Here is a 16,806-nt window from a genome sequence, read left to right as displayed (position 1 = left end):
AGCTCGGCCATGATTAATAGAACACAGATTCGATACGATCGTGTCATGCCCGTCACACCGATCAAGCGCTACTCCGAGCCGGGGTCCTCTCTGGACGAGGCTCACTCCCTCCTGAGCGACTGCGCACTCGGGTTGGCCCAGTACCACCACCTCCTGTCACGGCAGGACGCCCTGCGGTTCGTCCTCGAGGTCGAGCAGGTGTCGAAGGTGATCGATCAGCTCCAGGTCCTCGCCGCGCGCGTCGCGGATCAGCACGGCCTCGCCTCCGGACCCGAGAGCGGTTCCACCGCGTCCCGTCCTGCAGACCCTGTCTCAGCGCAGGATCCCGCGCCCGCCTCGTCTGCCGATACCGGCCACGGCTTCAGGAACTGCGCGGATTTCCTGAGGGAGACGCTGGGCATCAGTCGCATGGAGGCGAAGCGTCGGCTCAAGCTGGCCGCCGTCGTGTTGCCGAGCATGTCGCCGACCGGGAATCCCGTTCCTCCCCCTTTGGCGGCGCTGGGGGAAGCAGTGGGTTCCTTCGTCGTCAGCGGCCGGGCGGCAACCGTCGTCGCGCAGGCCCTCGAACGGGTGCAGTGCGTCGCGACGCCGGAGCAGCTCGAATCGATGGAGCATCATCTGACGAGGCAGGCGATGGAGTCCGACGAGGACATCCTCCGCGTCCTCGCGCGCCGCTGGGAGGCCGTACTCGATCAGGACGGGCAGGAACCCACGGAGAAAGTGCTGCGTGCACGACAGGGCGTCTTCCTCAAGGGCCGGCGTGACGGGCTGAACGTCCTGGAGATCGGCGCCACGGACGAACAGTTCGAGCAACTCGCGACCGTCATGAACGCAGCCACCAATCCGCGGGCATCCACTGGACGCGGTGAGGATCCGATCGGGGGCGGAGCACTGCACTCGGCAGGACCTGCGGGCTCCGGGGCGACAACGCCCCGAACACCGGCAGGGGCGGGTCAGGCAGGGGTGGGTCAGGCAGAGCCGGGCACGGTGGGCCGGGCAGGACCTGCGGGCTCCGGGGCGACAACGCCTCGAACACCGGCAGGGGCGGGTCAGGCAGAGCCGGGCACGGCAGGCGCAGTAGAACCGGGCACGGCCGCCGGAGTAGAACCGGGCACGGCCGCCGGAGTGTCGCTCGAAGCGGCAGGAGGCCCGTCACGCATCGGTACGCTCGGATGTGCGCTCGGTCGTCCCATGAGCGGTGTGTCATCGGGCTCATCAGCCGATCACGACGGCCCGACGCGAGCGCAGCAACTCCTCGAGGGACTTGTCTCGGCGTGCAGTACCGCCCTTTCGACAGGCGGCCTGCCAGCGACGGGCGGGCATCGCCCGCAGGTGATGGTGACCATCGGTTACGAGGACCTGATCGGCAAGACCGCGCGACCCGGTGACGCCGTCTTCTCGGAGCAGATCGGTGCACGGAACATCAGGAGGATCGCCTGTGATGCGGACATCATCCCGCTGGTCCTCGGTGGTGCGGGGCAGATCCTGGATATGGGACGTGCGCAGCGGTTGTTCCCTCCGCACCTTCGGCGGGCGCTCGTGGCCAGGGACAAGGGCTGTGCCTTCCCGGACTGTTCCATCCCGGCCAGCTGGTGCGAGGCACACCACCTCACGCCGTGGTCTCGAGGTGGCTCGACGAGCATCGACAACGGCGTGCTGCTCTGCTCGCGACATCACCACGTCCTCCACCACGACTCGTGGACCGTCGAACTCCGTCGTGGTATCCCGTGGTTCACAGCGCCCACCGGTCGGAAACGGAGCGGCAACCCGCGGAGGAACCTCTACTGGCAAGCAGGAATCGCAGTTCAGAGCGAAATCGTCGGTACGTCCGATCCTGTCCTGGCTCCTCCGAGCACTGTCTCCAACGGGCGGGGACACGACCTGGACGAGCCTGATTGAGTGACTAGCGTTCGAGTACCACAGACCCGGGTCCACCGGGTCGAGGGGCCTTGCCCGAGGTCACCGGGCTCGAGATCACCGGGCTCGAGATCACCGGGCTCGGAATCACCGGGCTCGGAATCACCGGGCTCGGAATCACCGGGCTCGAGATCACCGGGCTCGAGATCACCGGGCTCGAGATCACGGGTGGTGTGTCGTGCCGGAGCTCAAGGCCAGGGTTGGCGAGGGGTGCCCGCAGCCGGGCCTCAGGATGCACCCGTTCCAGCCACCAGCAACCCGATCACGAGGCCGAGGGCTGCTGCCACAAGCGCCACGACCGCCGTTCCGATCCCTGACATGATTGCCGCGTTCGTGTGACCCGCCCGCATCAGACGCACCGTCTCGCTGCTGGCCGTACTGAATGTGGTGTATCCGCCAAGGAACCCCGTGCCGCCGATCACCAACCACGAGGGCGGAAGCGCGGACGCAAGGACCAGTCCGGTCAGCAGCCCGAGCAACAGCGAACCACTGATGTTGACGGTCATCGTACCGATCGGCACCATGCCTCGGACCGACGCCCTGATGACGCCCTCGAGCATGAACCGGGTGACCGCCCCGAGCCCTCCGGCGGCGCCGAGCACGAGGACGCCGAACACGCTCACGAGGTCATCCCCCTCGACGCGTCCGGGCCAGGCTCATGACGAAGTACCGGGCCCGACCCCGGGCGGGATCGCCGACCAGCCCTCGGACCACGGCGAGCGCACGCCCCCACAGCGATGCCCGCCGCCGTCGCGATCAGGCCCAGGAGGACGGACCCTGCGAGATATGCGATTCCCTCCGCCACCCTGCCGGAATCGAGGAGAAGGGCGGAGTCGACAGCGAGGGCGCTGTAGGTGGTGAAGCCACCGAGGAAGCCCGTGCCGAGGAGCAGGCGGATCGCTCGCCGATGTCCTTCGTCGGGGCCGTGCTGCGCAAGAGCCTCGAGCAGGAGTCCGAGCACGAAGGCGCCGGCGATATTGATCAGGAAGATCCCGAGCGGCAGGCCTGCGGGAGTCGGGAGTGCCTCGGCGAGACCGAACCGGGCAAGGGTCCCGCTCATCCCGCCGACGAACACCAATAGCAGGTAGGTGGGCGTGAAGTGAAGAGGTCTGCCGGCTGGTGCGGGTGTCAGTGGTGCCGGCGCCTCGGACGATCCGGATAACGCGGGTGATTCGAAGGCGGGCGATCCAGCCGACTCGGTCGACCCGCGCGATGCCACGGGCACCCCCCACCCGGGCGATCCAGCCGACCCAGACGGCTTAGACGCCTCAGGCAACTGAGGTGATTCAGACGCCCCAGACGCCCCAGCCGACTCAGACGACATGCCGAGCGAGGAACTCCAGGGTCAGGTTCCACGCGTCTCCAGCAGGCCCCGGGCGATACGCGAAGCGATTGGAGTCGTTGAAGAATGCGTGACCGGCGTCCGGGTAGACCTTGGGCGTGAAGTCGACACCTGCGACGTCCATCGCTCCCTCGAGCGCCGGCAACGCCGCGATGAGTGGGTCGTCGTCCTGACCGTAGAAGGCCAGGACGGGTGCCTCGATGCGCGCCAGTTCCTCATCCGAGAACGACGCATGACCGTAGAAGGGAACGCACGCCATCAGACGCGGTTCTTCGATGGCGAGGGAGAAGCTGTAGGTTCCGCCGAAGCAGAAACCGACGATGCCGACGCGCCCCGCGACGTCAGTATCGTCATACAGGAACTCGAAGCACGCCCGGACCCGCTCCGTGGTGAGTGCCCCGAACTCGGGGTTCCGCAAGGGCGCCAGAAGTGCCCTGAGCTTCGGCTGCGCCTCGTTACGCGCTGCCTCGTCCGGGCCCGCGATCGCCTCACCGATTCCTGCCGTGTTCTCCTCGGTGATGCCCTGGTCGGCGAGAAGATCCGGTGCGACGACGACATACCCTTCCCCGGCGAACCGGTCAGCAACATCGCGGGTATGGCCGACGAGCCCCCATACCTCGTGGATCAGCACGAGTCCGCCCCGCACGGGCCCAGCCGGACGCACCACGTACGCGGAAAGGGCGCCCGCAGGCATGGCGACATCCTGGATCGGGCTCATTCGCCTAGGCTTGCACGCTTCTTGATGCTGCGCCAACCGCCTGCGCGGTTGTCCGCGATGATGGCCCTGAAGATCTCTCGCAGTGCATCCTCGTCGAACGGCCCGTCCTCGTAGAGCGCGACCGTCCGCCCCGTGGAGTTGGAGGTACCGCCCGTGATGATGCCGTGCGGATCGGGCGCCAACCCGCCGTCGTACAGGAACACGTTGACGTGGTCCTTCGTGGCGAGCAGCGCACAGACGTTGCCGTCGAGGACGAAGTAGGGCTGCCGGGTGCGCTTGATCGTCTCCTGCACCTCGGGGTCCGCCTCGTGCACGAGACGACGGACCGTGCGACAGATGTCCTGCTGCCAGCGCGGTAGTGCTGCGATGTAGTCGTCCACCCGGGTGTCGGGTACTCCTGCCATGGAGACAGTGTGCCAGTGGACACATCGGGCCGGAAGTGTCTCGCGAGCACAAGGGCCACCAGGAGGGAGGTCCGACAGTTCAGCTGGGCGTGAGGACGGGAGATACCGCCCGGAGTTCGCGCAGTGGCGAGGTGAAGCGGGCGTCGCCCTGCTCACGCCGTCGACCTCGTCCCGCGTGACTGTTCCGCACCTTCCGCACCAGCTCGGCGTACGTCCACTACTGTTGCGCAGGTGTTCCCTCCGACCCTGCCATCCCCGGTACGCATGCGTCTGCTCGCCGCGACCGATTCGACCGCACTCGCTCGGGCCTACCAGGACAACCGCGGCCACCTTGCTCCCTGGGAGCCGTCCCGCGACGACGCCTTCTTCACCCCGGCAGGCCAGTCGGAGCAGATCGCCACCCGTCTCGCAGGTCTGGCGGCCGGTACCGAGGTTCCGTGGGTGATGACGACGGAGGAGCGCATCGTCGGCGCCATCACCCTCACCGGAATCGTGCGGGGTCCTTTCCTCAGTGCGCACGTCGGCTACTGGGTCGACGTCGGCCTGCAGGGCCAGGGCGTGTGCTCGAGCGCACTCGGGGCAGCGTTGCTCCACGCGCGCGAGGAGCTCGGGCTGCACCGCGTCCAGGCGTCGGTCCTGCCCCGGAATGCGCCCTCGAGGGCCGTCCTGGACCGGGCCGGCTTCACGGTGATCGGTCTGGCGCCGTCCTACCTGCGGATCGCGGGGTCCTGGCAGGACCACCTGCTGTACCAGCGCATCCTGACCTGACCTGACGCGAACCCACGCACTGCTACCCGCAGAACTCACGAGGACCGCACTCCATCCGCCTCCTGTGGCGAGGTGACACGGCCAGGCGGGTGGGACGCCCCGCACTGTGGGAGTACTATCGGTGCCACCACAATCAGTCAACGACGACGGACGTGTGATGATCACCAGGTTTCTTGTTCTGCTCGGCACACTCAGCATCTCCCTCGGAATCCTCGCCCAGGTCACCGGCGCCCGGGGCTATCCCCTCCTCCTGATCGCCGCCGGCGGCGTCGTGCTCGCACTTCCCTGCGTGCATCGCAGCAGTGGGAAGTCCGTCTCCCGGCACGACGACGGCGACGTCGCGTTCTCGATGCCACCTGTGGGGACCTGCCCTCCGGAGCGGCTACGCGAGGCCCGTCTGCTGGCGGCTCGCGTGGTCGAATCGTCGAATCCGCCGGGAACTGCCAGGACCGCCGAGGCCGCGGACACCGTGGAGACCCCACAGCAGGAACGGTGACAGGGAGGGCCCGTTCCTGTTGAGTGGAGGCATGAGTCGCATCCTGATCCTCGGCGGTACCGCATGGCTCGGCCGGGAAGTCGCTACCCAGCTGGTCGCGGGCGGTCACCACGTCACCTGCCTCGCCCGCGGTACGGAAGGACCACCTCCACCCGGTGCCGATCTTGTCGCCGCCGACCGCTCGGCTCCCCGCGCGTACGACGCCGTCAGCGACACCGACTGGGACGAGGTCATCGAGATCTCGTGGAACATCGACCACGTCACCGGTGCGCTCGCAGCCCTGGCGGAACGGGCAGCCCACTGGACGCTGATCTCCTCCTGCTCCGTCTACGCTTCCAATGCCGAACCGGGCGCGGATGAGACAGCCGCACTGGTCGACGTCGCGGCCGACACGACAGGCGATGACTACGCCTCGGCCAAGGTGCTCTGTGAACGAGCGACTGCCGACGTCCTCGGGGACCGCCTCCTGACGGTCCGCGCCGGCCTCATCGCAGGGCCTGGTGACGGCAGCGACAGGTTCGGCTACTGGATCTCGCGGTGCGCGCTCGCCGGCGACGAAGACGTCCTCGCGCCGACACTCTCGCACCGGTTCGTCCAGGTCATCGATGTACGCGATCTCGCTGCCTGGACCGTCAGCGCAGGTCTGGCCGGAACCGTCGGTGTCATCAACGCGGTCGGCGATTTCCATGGGTTCGACGAGGTCCTTGCACGGGCAAGCTCCGTCGCGGGGCACTCGGGCGCAGTGGTGGAGGCGTCACCCGGGTGGCTGGTCGAACAGGGCGTGGCCTACTGGTCCGGTCCGAGGTCACTGCCACTATGGCTCCCGGACGAGTTCACGGGGTTCTGCCGACGCAGCAACGCGGCCTTCCGTGCAGCGGGCGGCGAACTCAGGGACCTGACCGAGACGCTCCGGGACACGCTCGACGACGAACGCGGCCGGGGGCTCGAGCGCGACCGGAAGGCCGGGCTGACGAGGAGTGAGGAACAGGACTTGCTCGCTGCGCTCCCTGAGGCCGGGGCCACCTGATCAGTGGCAGGTTCGCGTTGCGCGGTGAATACCTGCCGTGAGTACCCCGCAGCGGATACCGAGCGGGGTACCGCGCCGCGACCGTCCCTCAGGCCAGTAGGTGTGCCAGCAGGAGAACACCGCCCAGCGCCGACACGACCGCTCGCGCCAGGTTCAGCCGCGACCATGGACCAACGAACTCGGCCCATGCGGAATCGTCGTCGTCCGAGCCGCCCGAACCACCCGAGCCACCCGAGCCACCCGAGCCACCCGAGCCACCCGAGCCACCCGAACCGCCCGAACCGCCCGAACCGCCCGAACCGCCCGAACCGCCCGAGCCACTGGAACCACCGGACCCCGCACGAGCAAGTGCGTCGTTCAGGGGGACATTGCCGACAACGGTGATGACCACGCCGACCAGGTAGCCCGCAGCTCCCAGACCCACGAGAGGATCGCGCCCGAGGACGCCGAGCACGAGCAACACGATGCAGAGGAGCGCCGTGCCGAAGAAGAGAGCGATGAAGGGCGGACGTACTGCCCAACGGTTGACCTCACGCATGACTCTCGTGCCGGCCCACGGGTCCGGTGTCAGCGCCGGCATCACCATCACGGCGAAGGCGACGTAGACACCCGCGGTCAGGAGGCAGCCGACGACGGCTGCGGCCGTGATGATCGTATCCGGCATGGCTCTCCGCTCCGTCCGCTGGGGTTCGTGCAACCCGACACTACCGCCGGACGATCGACATCGAGCTGCCCGGGAACGAGCCAGAGGTCCGTCCCGTTGGAAGGGGGTACACCTCCTCGAAAGGTCCACCCCGTGCGTATCCTCCTGACCGGCATCGACGGCTCCGGCAAGAGCACCGCAGCGCGTGATCTCGCAGCCGTGATCACGGCTCGCGGCGGCACAGCGCTCGTGCTGAAGAACCCTGCCGGCCGGAGGACCATGAGCGGCTGGTGGGATGCCCTGCAATGGACGCCCGGATCCCGGGTACAGGACCTCCTGGAGACCGTCATCCGCGTGGTCAACGTGCTGGTGAACGAGGTACGGCTGGTCCGGTTCGACGGCGTCGCCATCCTCGATCGAGGACTCGACTGCCAGCTCGCACTGCGGGAGACACGCGGCCTCCCGCATTGCGTCGTCGTGCCGTGGCTCCAGCGTGTCCTGCCGGCTCCCGACCTCGTCGTGCATTTCGAGCTCCCGATCGACGTCGCCCTCGAACGGGTGCACCGGCGCGCCACGGACCGCGAGACACGGTCGGGTCTCGCGACGCTGCAGTCCGCCTACCGGCGCCTGCCCGCCTACCCGTCGTTCCACATCCTGCAGTCCGCCGGTACGCGCCAAGCGATAACGGACGAGTTGCTCGCCCTGACGGGCGGCGACACACTGACGGGCGGCGACACACTGACAGGCGGCGACACACTGACAGGCGGCGACGCCCCGGCACGCTGCCATGAGGTCCCCGGACAGGACCGGCTCCCCACATACAGCTGACGAGTGCCAACCGGCACGGCCGCCGGCCCGGGCCTCTAGAGCAGTGATCGTCTAGAGAGCAGTGATCTTCTAGAGAGCGGTGATCGTCCAGCCGGTTCGGTGCGTCGCACCCGGCTCGAGGACCACGAGGTCCTCCCCCGTGGTGAACGCCGCAGGCGGGCACGTCATAGGTTCCACGGCGAGGCCCAGGCGGGTGTTCTCGGGCTTCTGCGGGAGGTCGGCCGTATGGATCTGGACCCATGGACAGCTCTCGTCCCACACCATCGCGGTGCCGGTCCCGTGCGCCGGATCGGTGACCCTGACCGTCGCAAGGCCGGCTGCGTCGCGACCGATACCCGTGAAGGCGTGATCGATCTGCACGTCGCCGAGGGGGTGGGCCGACCGGAAGTCGAAGGGGGTCCCCTCGACAGGCTCCTTCGCCACGGGCAGCAGGCGATCGGGGGTGACGGTCAGGACGGTGGAAGCCGGGAGTTCGAGCACCCACTCGTCGAGCGGTGACGGTCCCGCCACGAGGTACGGGTGGGGGCAGACGCCGTAGGGCGCGCGCCGCGATCCCGTGTTCAGGGCCGTGACGTCGGTGCGGAAACCGTCGGGGCCGACGCTGAACCGTGCGTGCAGCGCGACCGTGAAGGGGTACGCCTCCGTCGGCTCGATGGTGCATCCGAGCGTCACGGCGGAGTCGGTGTGTTCCACGAGGGTCCAGGGGATGTCGAAGACGAGTCCGTGGAGGGCCGTGCCCCGCTCGGGCTCGTTGATCGGCAGCTCGTGGTCGACGCCGTCGAACGAGTAGCGTCCGTCGGCGATGCGGTTGGGCCAGGGCGCCACGAAGGCGCCACGGAAGTTCGGCATCTCCTCGCCCGCGCCGAAGCCGACCACGAGAGGCCGTCCCTCGTGGGTGAGTTCGCGGACGGCGGCTCCGAGACCGAGGACGACGGCCGTGTAGCCGTCGCCCTCGATCCTGTATTCGGGGTGGCTCATGCGAGGGATACGGCCGTCCACGACACGGGTGGAAGCGTGACGGTGACGGCGCCGCCGTCGAGCGTCGCGGAGGTGTTGGGCTTCATGGTCACGCGCTCGGGCTCCTCGAGGGTGTTCTTGGCATATACGTCCGTATCGTACAGCGACTCCGCGCTGACGCCCGTGAAGCCGTCGAGCGCCGCGATGTCGATGGTCACCGTGATCTCCTCGGTCTGGGAGCGGTTGACCAGGAAGACGGCGGCGGTGCCGGCGACGTCGTCGTGCGTCGCCACGGCGTCCACGAGCGGGACGACGCCGTACTCGCCGGTCTCGTAGGTCCCGGCATCGAGCTTCAGCTCGAGGACGGAGCCCTGCGCCAGGCGCGAGGTGATGGCGAACGGGAAGAAGGTGGTCTGGCGCCACGCCGGACCGTTCGGCTCGGTCATGATCGGGGCGATCACGTTCACGAGCTGCGCGAGGGACGCCGAGGTGACGCGGTCCGCGTGCTTGAGCAGCGAGATCATCAGGTTGCCGAACACGACGGCGTCCGCCACCGAATAGCAGTCCTCGAGCAGGCGCGGAGCGACCGGCCAGTTGTCGAGGCCCTGGATCTTGTCGACGTTCTCGAAGCGGCTGATGTACCAGACGTTCCATTCGTCGAAGGAGATATTGATGGTCTTCGAGCTGCCCCGGACGGCCTTCACGTGGTCCGCCGTGGCGACGACCGACTCGATGAAGGAATCCATGTCGACGGCTGAGGCGAGGAACGAGCCGAGGTCGCCGTCCTTCTCCTCGTAGTAGGCATGGCAGGAGATGTAGTCGACGTCGTCGTAGGTGTGCGAGAGGACCACGCGCTCCCACTCGCCGAAGGTCGGCATGTGGGCGCTGGAGGACCCGCAGGCCACGAGTTCGATGGACGGGTCGAGCTGACGCATGGCCTTCGCGGTGCGCGAGGCGATCTTCCCGTAGTCATCGGCCGACCGGTGGCCGAGCTGCCAGGGACCGTCCATCTCGTTGCCGAGGCACCAGATCTTCACACCGAACGGATCCGGACGCCCGTTGGCCATGCGCTGGTCCGCGAGGGCCGTGCCCTTCGGCAGGTTCGAGTACTCGAGGAGCTCGAGGGCCTCGAGCGTGCCGCGCGTGCCGAGGTTGACCGCGAGCATGAGGTCGCTGTCCACCTTCCGCAGCCATGAGGCGAACTCGTGCATGCCCACCTGATTGGTCTCGGTGGAGTGCCAGGCCAGGTCGAGGCGCGTAGGGCGTTCGTCCCGCGGGCCCACACTGTCCTCCCAGCGGAAGCCGGAGACGAAGTTCCCGCCCGGGTAGCGGATCGTCGAGACCCCCATCTCCTTCACCAGCTCGATGACGTCCTGGCGGAAGCCCTCGTCGTCGGCCGTGGTGTGGCCGGGCTCGTAGATGCCGTCGTACACGTGGCGGCCGAGGTGTTCGACGAACCCGCCGAAGATGTTGCGGTTGATCCGCCCGACCGTGAAATGGGGGTCGAGGGTGAGGCGTGCGTTCTGCATCGAACTACTTTCTGTGCGGGTGTCGTGGGTAGGTGAAGGCGGATCCGCGGGCTACTTGAGCGAGCCCAGGGACAGTCCGCCCTGCCAGTACTTCTGGAGGGAGAGGAACGCGATGATCAGCGGGATGATCGAGATGAAGGCGCCGGTGGTGATGAGGTTCCAGAGCGCCTCGCCACCGCTGCCGGCGTTGGACAGGGCGGTCCAGCCGTTCAGTCCCACGGTGACGGGGAGCAGCAGCGGGTCGCTGAGGACCGCCAGCGGCAGGAAGAAGTTGTTCCAGGTGCCGACGACGGAGAGCAGGAGCACCGTGACGATGGCCGGGCGCAGCAGCGGCAGCGCGATCGTGAAGAACGTGCGGAGCTCCCCCGCCCCGTCGATCCGGGCGGCATCCAGCAGTTCGTCCGGCACGGCTTCCTGTGCGAAAACCCTCATGAGGTAGACGCCGAAAGGGCTGAGGAGCGACGGGAGGATGACGGCCCAGATGGTGTTGACGAGGCCGACCTCGCTCAGCAGGACGAAGGTCGGGATGACGAGCGCCGTCAGCGGGACCATGACCGCGCCGAGGAGGATGCCGAAGAAGGCGCCCCTGCCGCGGAACCTGTACTTGGCGAACCCGTAGCCGGCGAGGACCGCGAGGACCGTGGCGCCCACGCCGCCCGAGATCGCGTACAGGAACGAGTTGCCGAGCCAGCGCCAGTAGATGCCGTTCTGGCGGTCGAACAGGCCCTGGACGTTGTCGAAGAAGTGGAACTCGTTATCGAACCACAGCGGCCCGCCCGAGCCGCCGAAGAGGCCCGCGGTGTCCTTGGTGCTCGCGACGGTCAGCCACCAGATGGGCGTGATGAAGTAGATGACGAGGATGAGCAGGAAGATGTGCGAGCCGATGCGCGGTCCGCCGCTGCGGGCCCTGGTGCGCGATGCCGCGCTGCGGCCCCTGCCGCCCTGCTGCTTCGGTGAGTCTGTGACGAGTGCCATGGCTTATTTCAGTCCGCTCTGCTTGCGGGTCAGGAAGAGGAAGAAGAAGGAGAACACGAAGACCACGATGCCGAGCGCGAAGGAGATGGCCGAGGCGTAGTTGAACTGGCTGTAGGAGAAGGCCAGCGAGAACGCGTACATGTTCGGTGTGTAGTCCGTGGGGATCGCACCCTGCGCCACCCCCCGCAGCACTTGCGGTTCGGTGAAGAACTGGAGGGTCCCGATCAGGGCGAAGATGACCACCATCACGAGCGAGGAGGAGATCATCGGGACCTTGATACGGGTGGCGATCTGCCGGTCCGAGGCACCGTCGAGCACGGCCGCCTCGTAGATTCCCGGGTCGATGCCCCTGAGCGCGGCGTAGATGATGATCATGTAGTAGCCGGCCCACTGCCAGGTCACGATGTTCACGAGACTTCCGAAGATGCTGTCCTGCGAGAGGAAGTTCGGCGCCTCGGCCCCGAACAGGGCGAAGAGCGAACCCGCGGGGCCGAAGCGCGGGCTGTAGAGGAAGCCCCACATGAGCGCGCCGATGACCACCGGCACGGCGTAGGGGATGAAGATCATCAACCGGGAGAACTTCGACGCCCAGGTGGCCAGGTTGTCGAGGACGAGCGCAGCGATCAGCGCCACGATCATCTGCGCCGGGATCATGATGAGCCCGAACTTCGCGACCGTGAGCAGTCCGTCGAGGAAGAGCGGATCCGTGAAGGCCTTGGCGTAGTTCGCGAAGCCCACGAACCTGTCCCCGGTGGCGAGCGTGCTCGTGAACAGGCTCATCCGGAACGCGAAGACGAGCGGGAGGATCAGGAAGGTCAGGAAGATCAGGGCGAAGGGTGCGACGAACAGCCACCCCCAGCGCTGGCGGCGCCGGTAGTTCCTGTCCGGTCGGTGCTTGACCTGCTGGTGTGCCTCGGCGCGGTGGGACGACGTCGGCGCGGTGGTCGTGGCCATGATGGTCTTTCCTCGGGGATCGGAACGGACGTGGGGTGGAGGTCTCCGCAGGGACCGGGAAGCAGGGTGCCCACCCTGGGGCGGGCACCCTGCCGGCGGGCTACTTGAGCGTGAAGCCCTGCTCGGTGGCGTACTGCTCGAGCGAGGCCTGCAGGTCGTCGAGCGCCTGGCTCGCGTCCTTCTCGCCCTGGACCATGGCGTAGATCTGGACCGTCAGCTGGTCGTAGGCGTAGTTCTGGAAGGGGCTGAACGTGGCGCCCTCGTAGCCGGCAGCAGCGTCGAGGAACACGTCCTTGTTGATCTGTTGTCCGCCGAAGAACTCGTACTCCTTGTTGGCGAACGCATCGGAATCGAGCACGGGGGCGTAGGACGGGAAGAGAGCTCCCTTGTCGACACCGAGGTTCATGCCCTCCTCGTTGCCGAAGATGCCCATTGCGACCTTCGCCGCGAGCTCCTTGTCCTTCGCCTGTTCCGTCACGGCGAAGGTGGAGCCGCCCCAGTTCACCTGGACGGGGTTGGCTGCGTCCCACTGCGGCAGCGGCGCCGCACGCCAGACGGCGGTCGGATCGGCGTCGGACAGGCCCTGCAGGTAGCCGGGGCCCCAGGCCGCGGCGAGGTAGACGGCGTAGGAACCGTCGACGAGCTTGGTGTTGTAGTCGGCCGTGAAGGCGTCGTCGGTCGCGACGAGGCCGTCCTTCACGAGGCCGTCCCAGTACTCGAGGACCTTCTTGGCGCCCTCGTCATTGACCTTGATGCCGATCTCCTGCGGGTTGGCGGAGTCGTATTCGAACGGTACGGAACCGGCCTGGGCGAAGAGCGCCTGGTTGAAGGCGCGGCCGTTGGTCGGGAAGTCGCCGATGACCGCGTCGCTACCGGATTCCTTCAGTTTCCGGGCCGCTGCCTCGAACTCCTCCCAGGTGGTCGGCACCTGGATGCCTGCGGCATCGAAGAGGTCCTGGCGGTAGAGCATGCCCATGGGCCCGCCGTCGACGGGGATGGCGTAGACGGCGTCACCGCTGCTCGCGTCTTCCCAGGCGCCCGCGGCGTAGTCCGCCTTGACGTCGTTGGCACCGAATTCGGTGAGGTCGACGAGCGCGTCGCGGATGGTGAAGCTGGAGAGGACTTCGGATTCGAGCTGGATGACGTCCGGGGCTCCTGATCCGGACTCGATCGACGTCGAGAACTTGGTGTACTCGTCGTTGCCCTGACCTGCGTTCGTCCAGCAGATCTGGACGTCGTCATTGGCGTTGTTGAACTGGTCGACGACCTCGTTGAACGCGGGGTACCAGGCCCAGACCGTGACCTGGGGCGCTTCGGCGTTGACGATGGTGTTGGTGCAGGAGGCAGCTTCGGAGCCCCCTCCGTCGCCACCCGCTTCCCCTCCGGAGCAGCCGGTCAGTGCTACAGCGGTGACGGCGACGATGCCGACCGATGCCAGGAACGTGGCTTTCATATCTTGTGCTTCCTCTCGCGGTGGCAATCCACCGTGGTCCGCCCGTGGGCGGCTGGTCCAGGTTCTGCAGGGAGGAGGATCGCCGGGGCACCCGGATGGCGTGCCCTCTCGAATCTTCCTTGATCCGGGTCCGTCCTCCTGCGCCTGGACCTCAGGTTCGAGGGCCGGAGCAGGTCTCGGTTCCGTCATTTACATCGTTGTAGGTAAACGATGTAGAAGTAGCATGCAGAGTGAGGCGGGTCACTGTCAAGCGCGCACGGACGTAATCCCGCGTAGCGGCCGAACCGTTACGTGCGACGGCGGGGAATCACCCGGGCAGCGCCGAGGATTCACGCTCGATGACCTGGTAGCGCGCCTCGAACTCGCGGGGAGGCACATCGCCGTCGCGCCGCGAGATCCGCTCCTGCAGCACACGGACGGCGGTGTCGGCGATCTCGTCCCTGCCTGGATCGATGGTGGACAGCGTCGGCAGGGAGTACCGGCCCTCGTCGAGGTCGTCGAAGCCGATCACTGCGACGTCGTCGGGGATGCGGAGGCCCGCCTCCTGCAGGACACGCATGGCGCCGAGCGCCAGGGTGTCGTTCATGCCGAACATGGCGTCGAACTCCACGCCCGACTCGAGCAGTTCCCGCATGGACGTCGCGCCGTTGGCCCGGTGCCAGAACGTCGTGTAGCCGACGAGGGCCGGGTCGAACGCGATGCCGGCCTCCTCGAGCGCCTGCTGGTAGCCGCGCAGGCGCAGCCCGGCCGAGCCGATGACCTCGCCCCGGTGTCCGCCCACGACGGCGATGCGCCGCCGCCCCTTGGAGATGAGGTGCGCGGTCGCCGCGCGGGCGGAATCCACGTTGCTCATGGTCACGTGATCCGTGGGGCCCTTGAAGATCCGCTCGCCGAGGAGGACCAGCGGGAAGTTCACGTTGAGGTGGTGCGCGTCCTCGTTGGACATCCCGAGCGCGCTGAAGAGGAGCCCGTCGGTCATCTGGAGCCTGGGGCTCGAGAGGATCTCGAGTTCGTGGTCGCGATCACCGCCGGTCTGCTCGATCAGGACCTTGAGCCCGCGCCGCTCGGCGGCCTTGATGATCGAATCGGCCAGTTCCGCGAAGTAGCTCAGCGACAGTTCGGGAACGGCGAGCCCGATCACGCCCGTCCTGCCCGAGCGGAGGCTGCGCGCCGACAGGTTGGGGCTGTAGCCGAGCTCCGAGATCGCTTCCATGACGCGCTGCTTCGTCTCCGCGCGGATGTGCTCGTAGTCGTTGATGACGTTCGAGACGGTCTTGATGGAGACGCCGGCTGCCAGCGCAACGTCCTTCAGTGTGGCCGCCATGCCGCTCCCTCGGTCCTGCCGTGATGCCCTGCACCTCACGCGTGAGGTGAGTCTACAACGTTGTAGGATGAGCGGGCACCCTACCGGAGGGGTTGCTGCGGCCTCTCTGCTCAGCGTCGAGCCCCTCCTCATCCCACCGGCGCGACACCGGCCAGACAAGGACCACCATGATCGAGGAACAGGTACGGGACAGGCTCAACTGGGCGGGCAACTACGAGTACCGCGCTTGGACGATCGAGCATCCGACCTCACTCTCCGACCTCCAGCGGGCGGTGGCAGGAGCCACACGCGTCAGCGCTCTCGGGTCGCGTCATTCCTTCAACGACATCGCCGACAGCCCCGGGACCCTCGTGTCCCTCGATGTCCTCGATCCCGCAGTCGACATCGACGAGGCCGCACTGACCATCACGGTCAGCGCAGGCACCCGGTACGGCGTGCTCGCCGCGCACCTGCAGCAGCGCGGATTCGCCCTGCACAACCTGGCGTCCCTCCCCCACATCTCGATCGGCGGTGCCATCGCAACCGCTACACACGGTTCCGGGAACAGGAACGGGAACCTTGCCACCGCCGTCGTCGGACTCGAGCTCGTCACCGCGTCGGGCGACGTCCTCAGCGTGGCCAAGGGCGACGACGACTTCGACGGCATGGTGGTGGGTCTCGGTGCGCTCGGCGTCGTACACCGCGTGACGCTGCGGATCGAGCCGACGTTCGACGTCCGCCAGGACGTCTTCACGGACGTGCCGTGGGACGCGGTGCTGGCGGATTACGACTCCGCCACGTCCTCCGCCTACAGCGTCAGCCTGTTCACCGACTGGTCCGGCGACACCATCGTCCAGGCCTGGCTCAAGAGCCGTGTCGACAGCGGCTCCCCTGCGCCGTCGTCCTTCTACGGCGGGACTGCTGCGGACCGCCCCCTCCATATGGTCCCCGGCATGGCGGCCGACCACTGTACGCAGCAGTTGGGTGTCCCCGGCCCGTGGTCGGAGCGGCTCGCACATTTCCGGCTCGCCTTCACCCCCAGCAACGGCGAGGAACTGCAGACCGAGTACCTCGTGGGTCGGGAACACGCCGTCGCGGCGATCGATGCCATGCGGGCCCTCGCGCCGCGCATCTCCCCCCTGCTGCAGGTGTCCGAGGTGCGGTCGATGGCCGCCGACGAGCTGTGGCTCAGTAACAACTACCGCCGCGACGGGATCGGACTCCACTTCACGTGGAAGCCGATGCAGCCCGAGGTCGAGGCTCTGCTGCCCGAGCTGGAAGCCGCACTGGCACCGTTCGCGGCACGTCCGCACTGGGGCAAGCTGTTCGCGGCCGACGCCGCCCAGCTCGCGCCGCTCTACCCCCGCTTCGACGATTTCAGGGCGCTCGCCCGACGCATGGACCCCGAGGGGAAGTTCCGCAACGTCTTCCTCGACCGGACGGTGTTCGGGAACTCCGCGGGCTGATCGTCCCCGCGGCCCCGGTCACGGGA

17 protein-coding genes are annotated in these 16,806 nt (G+C 67.6%); 6 read left to right on the top strand and 11 right to left on the bottom strand.

Going from position 1 to position 16,806, the window contains the following annotated elements; translation table 11 throughout:
- Positions 1–45: 45 nt before the first annotated feature.
- Positions 46–1,899, top strand: coding sequence for an HNH endonuclease (locus AC4D2O_RS10405; protein WP_490906990.1), 1,854 nt, complete (start codon positions 46–48; stop codon positions 1,897–1,899).
- A 245-nt stretch (positions 1,900–2,144) separates the two neighbouring features.
- Here AC4D2O_RS10405 and crcB (AC4D2O_RS10400) read toward each other — a convergent pair whose 3' ends face one another.
- Genes crcB (AC4D2O_RS10400) through AC4D2O_RS10385 form a run of 4 tightly spaced genes read right to left on the bottom strand, consistent with a single transcriptional unit; the run spans position 2,145 to position 4,381 of the window.
- Positions 2,145–2,540 (bottom strand): fluoride efflux transporter CrcB, encoded by a 396-nt coding sequence (gene crcB / locus AC4D2O_RS10400; RefSeq protein WP_490906987.1) that lies wholly within the window; start codon positions 2,538–2,540, stop codon positions 2,145–2,147.
- Positions 2,537–3,241 (bottom strand): fluoride efflux transporter CrcB, encoded by a 705-nt coding sequence (gene crcB / locus AC4D2O_RS10395; RefSeq protein ID WP_490906985.1) that lies wholly within the window; start codon positions 3,239–3,241, stop codon positions 2,537–2,539. The genes crcB (AC4D2O_RS10400) and crcB (AC4D2O_RS10395) overlap by 4 nt, the downstream gene beginning before the upstream one ends.
- Positions 3,231–3,977, bottom strand: a complete 747-nt coding sequence (locus tag AC4D2O_RS10390) for a dienelactone hydrolase family protein (protein WP_490906983.1) — start codon at positions 3,975–3,977, stop codon at positions 3,231–3,233. The genes crcB (AC4D2O_RS10395) and AC4D2O_RS10390 overlap by 11 nt, the downstream gene beginning before the upstream one ends.
- A complete protein-coding gene (locus tag AC4D2O_RS10385) occupies positions 3,974–4,381 on the bottom strand; it encodes a DUF1801 domain-containing protein (RefSeq protein WP_490906981.1) in 408 nt (135 codons plus the stop codon). Before AC4D2O_RS10385 ends, AC4D2O_RS10390 begins: the two co-directional genes overlap by 4 nt.
- A 231-nt stretch (positions 4,382–4,612) precedes the next feature.
- Here AC4D2O_RS10385 and AC4D2O_RS10380 point away from each other — a divergent pair, with 231 nt between their 5' ends.
- From AC4D2O_RS10380 to AC4D2O_RS10370, 3 genes are all read left to right on the top strand, one after another.
- The gene (locus AC4D2O_RS10380; RefSeq protein ID WP_490906979.1) at positions 4,613–5,149 is read left to right on the top strand and encodes a GNAT family N-acetyltransferase; all 537 of its coding nucleotides are present in this window, start codon (positions 4,613–4,615) and stop codon (positions 5,147–5,149) included.
- 121 nt (positions 5,150–5,270) lie between these two features.
- Positions 5,271–5,645 carry a hypothetical protein gene (locus tag AC4D2O_RS10375; RefSeq protein ID WP_490906978.1) on the top strand — a complete coding sequence of 125 codons (375 nt, stop codon included), beginning with the start codon at positions 5,271–5,273 and terminating at the stop codon, positions 5,643–5,645.
- Positions 5,646–5,676: 31 nt separating this feature from the next.
- Positions 5,677–6,672 (top strand): NAD-dependent epimerase/dehydratase family protein, encoded by a 996-nt coding sequence (locus tag AC4D2O_RS10370; protein ID WP_490906976.1) that lies wholly within the window; start codon positions 5,677–5,679, stop codon positions 6,670–6,672.
- An 88-nt stretch (positions 6,673–6,760) separates the two neighbouring features.
- Here AC4D2O_RS10370 and AC4D2O_RS10365 read toward each other — a convergent pair whose 3' ends face one another.
- On the bottom strand, positions 6,761–7,336 hold the full coding sequence (locus AC4D2O_RS10365; RefSeq protein ID WP_490906975.1) for an anthrone oxygenase family protein: 576 nt from the start codon (positions 7,334–7,336) through the stop codon (positions 6,761–6,763).
- Positions 7,337–7,468: 132 nt separating this feature from the next.
- On the opposite strand from AC4D2O_RS10365, the gene AC4D2O_RS10360 reads away from it, so the two are divergent.
- Positions 7,469–8,143 (top strand): nucleoside/nucleotide kinase family protein, encoded by a 675-nt coding sequence (locus AC4D2O_RS10360; RefSeq protein ID WP_490906974.1) that lies wholly within the window; start codon positions 7,469–7,471, stop codon positions 8,141–8,143.
- Between the two features lie 69 nt (positions 8,144–8,212).
- Here AC4D2O_RS10360 and AC4D2O_RS10355 read toward each other — a convergent pair whose 3' ends face one another.
- The 6 genes from AC4D2O_RS10355 to AC4D2O_RS10330 all read right to left on the bottom strand — a co-directional run bounded on the left by AC4D2O_RS10355 (position 8,213) and on the right by AC4D2O_RS10330 (position 15,335).
- Positions 8,213–9,121 carry an aldose 1-epimerase family protein gene (locus AC4D2O_RS10355; RefSeq protein ID WP_490906972.1) on the bottom strand — a complete coding sequence of 303 codons (909 nt, stop codon included), beginning with the start codon at positions 9,119–9,121 and terminating at the stop codon, positions 8,213–8,215.
- Positions 9,118–10,629, bottom strand: coding sequence for an arabinosylfuranosidase ArfA (gene arfA / locus AC4D2O_RS10350; protein ID WP_490906969.1), 1,512 nt, complete (start codon positions 10,627–10,629; stop codon positions 9,118–9,120). The genes AC4D2O_RS10355 and arfA overlap by 4 nt, the downstream gene beginning before the upstream one ends.
- Positions 10,630–10,680: 51 nt before the next feature.
- The gene (locus AC4D2O_RS10345; protein ID WP_490906965.1) at positions 10,681–11,604 is read right to left on the bottom strand and encodes a carbohydrate ABC transporter permease; all 924 of its coding nucleotides are present in this window, start codon (positions 11,602–11,604) and stop codon (positions 10,681–10,683) included.
- A gap of 3 nt (positions 11,605–11,607) precedes the next feature.
- Positions 11,608–12,558 carry a carbohydrate ABC transporter permease gene (locus tag AC4D2O_RS10340; protein ID WP_490906962.1) on the bottom strand — a complete coding sequence of 317 codons (951 nt, stop codon included), beginning with the start codon at positions 12,556–12,558 and terminating at the stop codon, positions 11,608–11,610.
- Between the two features lie 100 nt (positions 12,559–12,658).
- Positions 12,659–14,011 carry an ABC transporter substrate-binding protein gene (locus AC4D2O_RS10335; protein ID WP_490906960.1) on the bottom strand — a complete coding sequence of 451 codons (1,353 nt, stop codon included), beginning with the start codon at positions 14,009–14,011 and terminating at the stop codon, positions 12,659–12,661.
- Positions 14,012–14,318: 307 nt separating this feature from the next.
- Complete coding sequence (locus AC4D2O_RS10330) at positions 14,319–15,335, bottom strand: LacI family DNA-binding transcriptional regulator (protein WP_490906958.1); 1,017 nt, start codon at positions 15,333–15,335, stop codon at positions 14,319–14,321.
- Positions 15,336–15,502: 167 nt separating this feature from the next.
- Here AC4D2O_RS10330 and AC4D2O_RS10325 point away from each other — a divergent pair, with 167 nt between their 5' ends.
- The gene (locus AC4D2O_RS10325; protein WP_490906956.1) at positions 15,503–16,780 is read left to right on the top strand and encodes an FAD-binding protein; all 1,278 of its coding nucleotides are present in this window, start codon (positions 15,503–15,505) and stop codon (positions 16,778–16,780) included.
- Positions 16,781–16,806: the final 26 nt, after the last annotated feature.

Source organism: Arthrobacter sp. TJ-238, from assembly GCF_058269215.1.
This window is presented reverse-complemented; position numbering and strand designations above follow the sequence as displayed.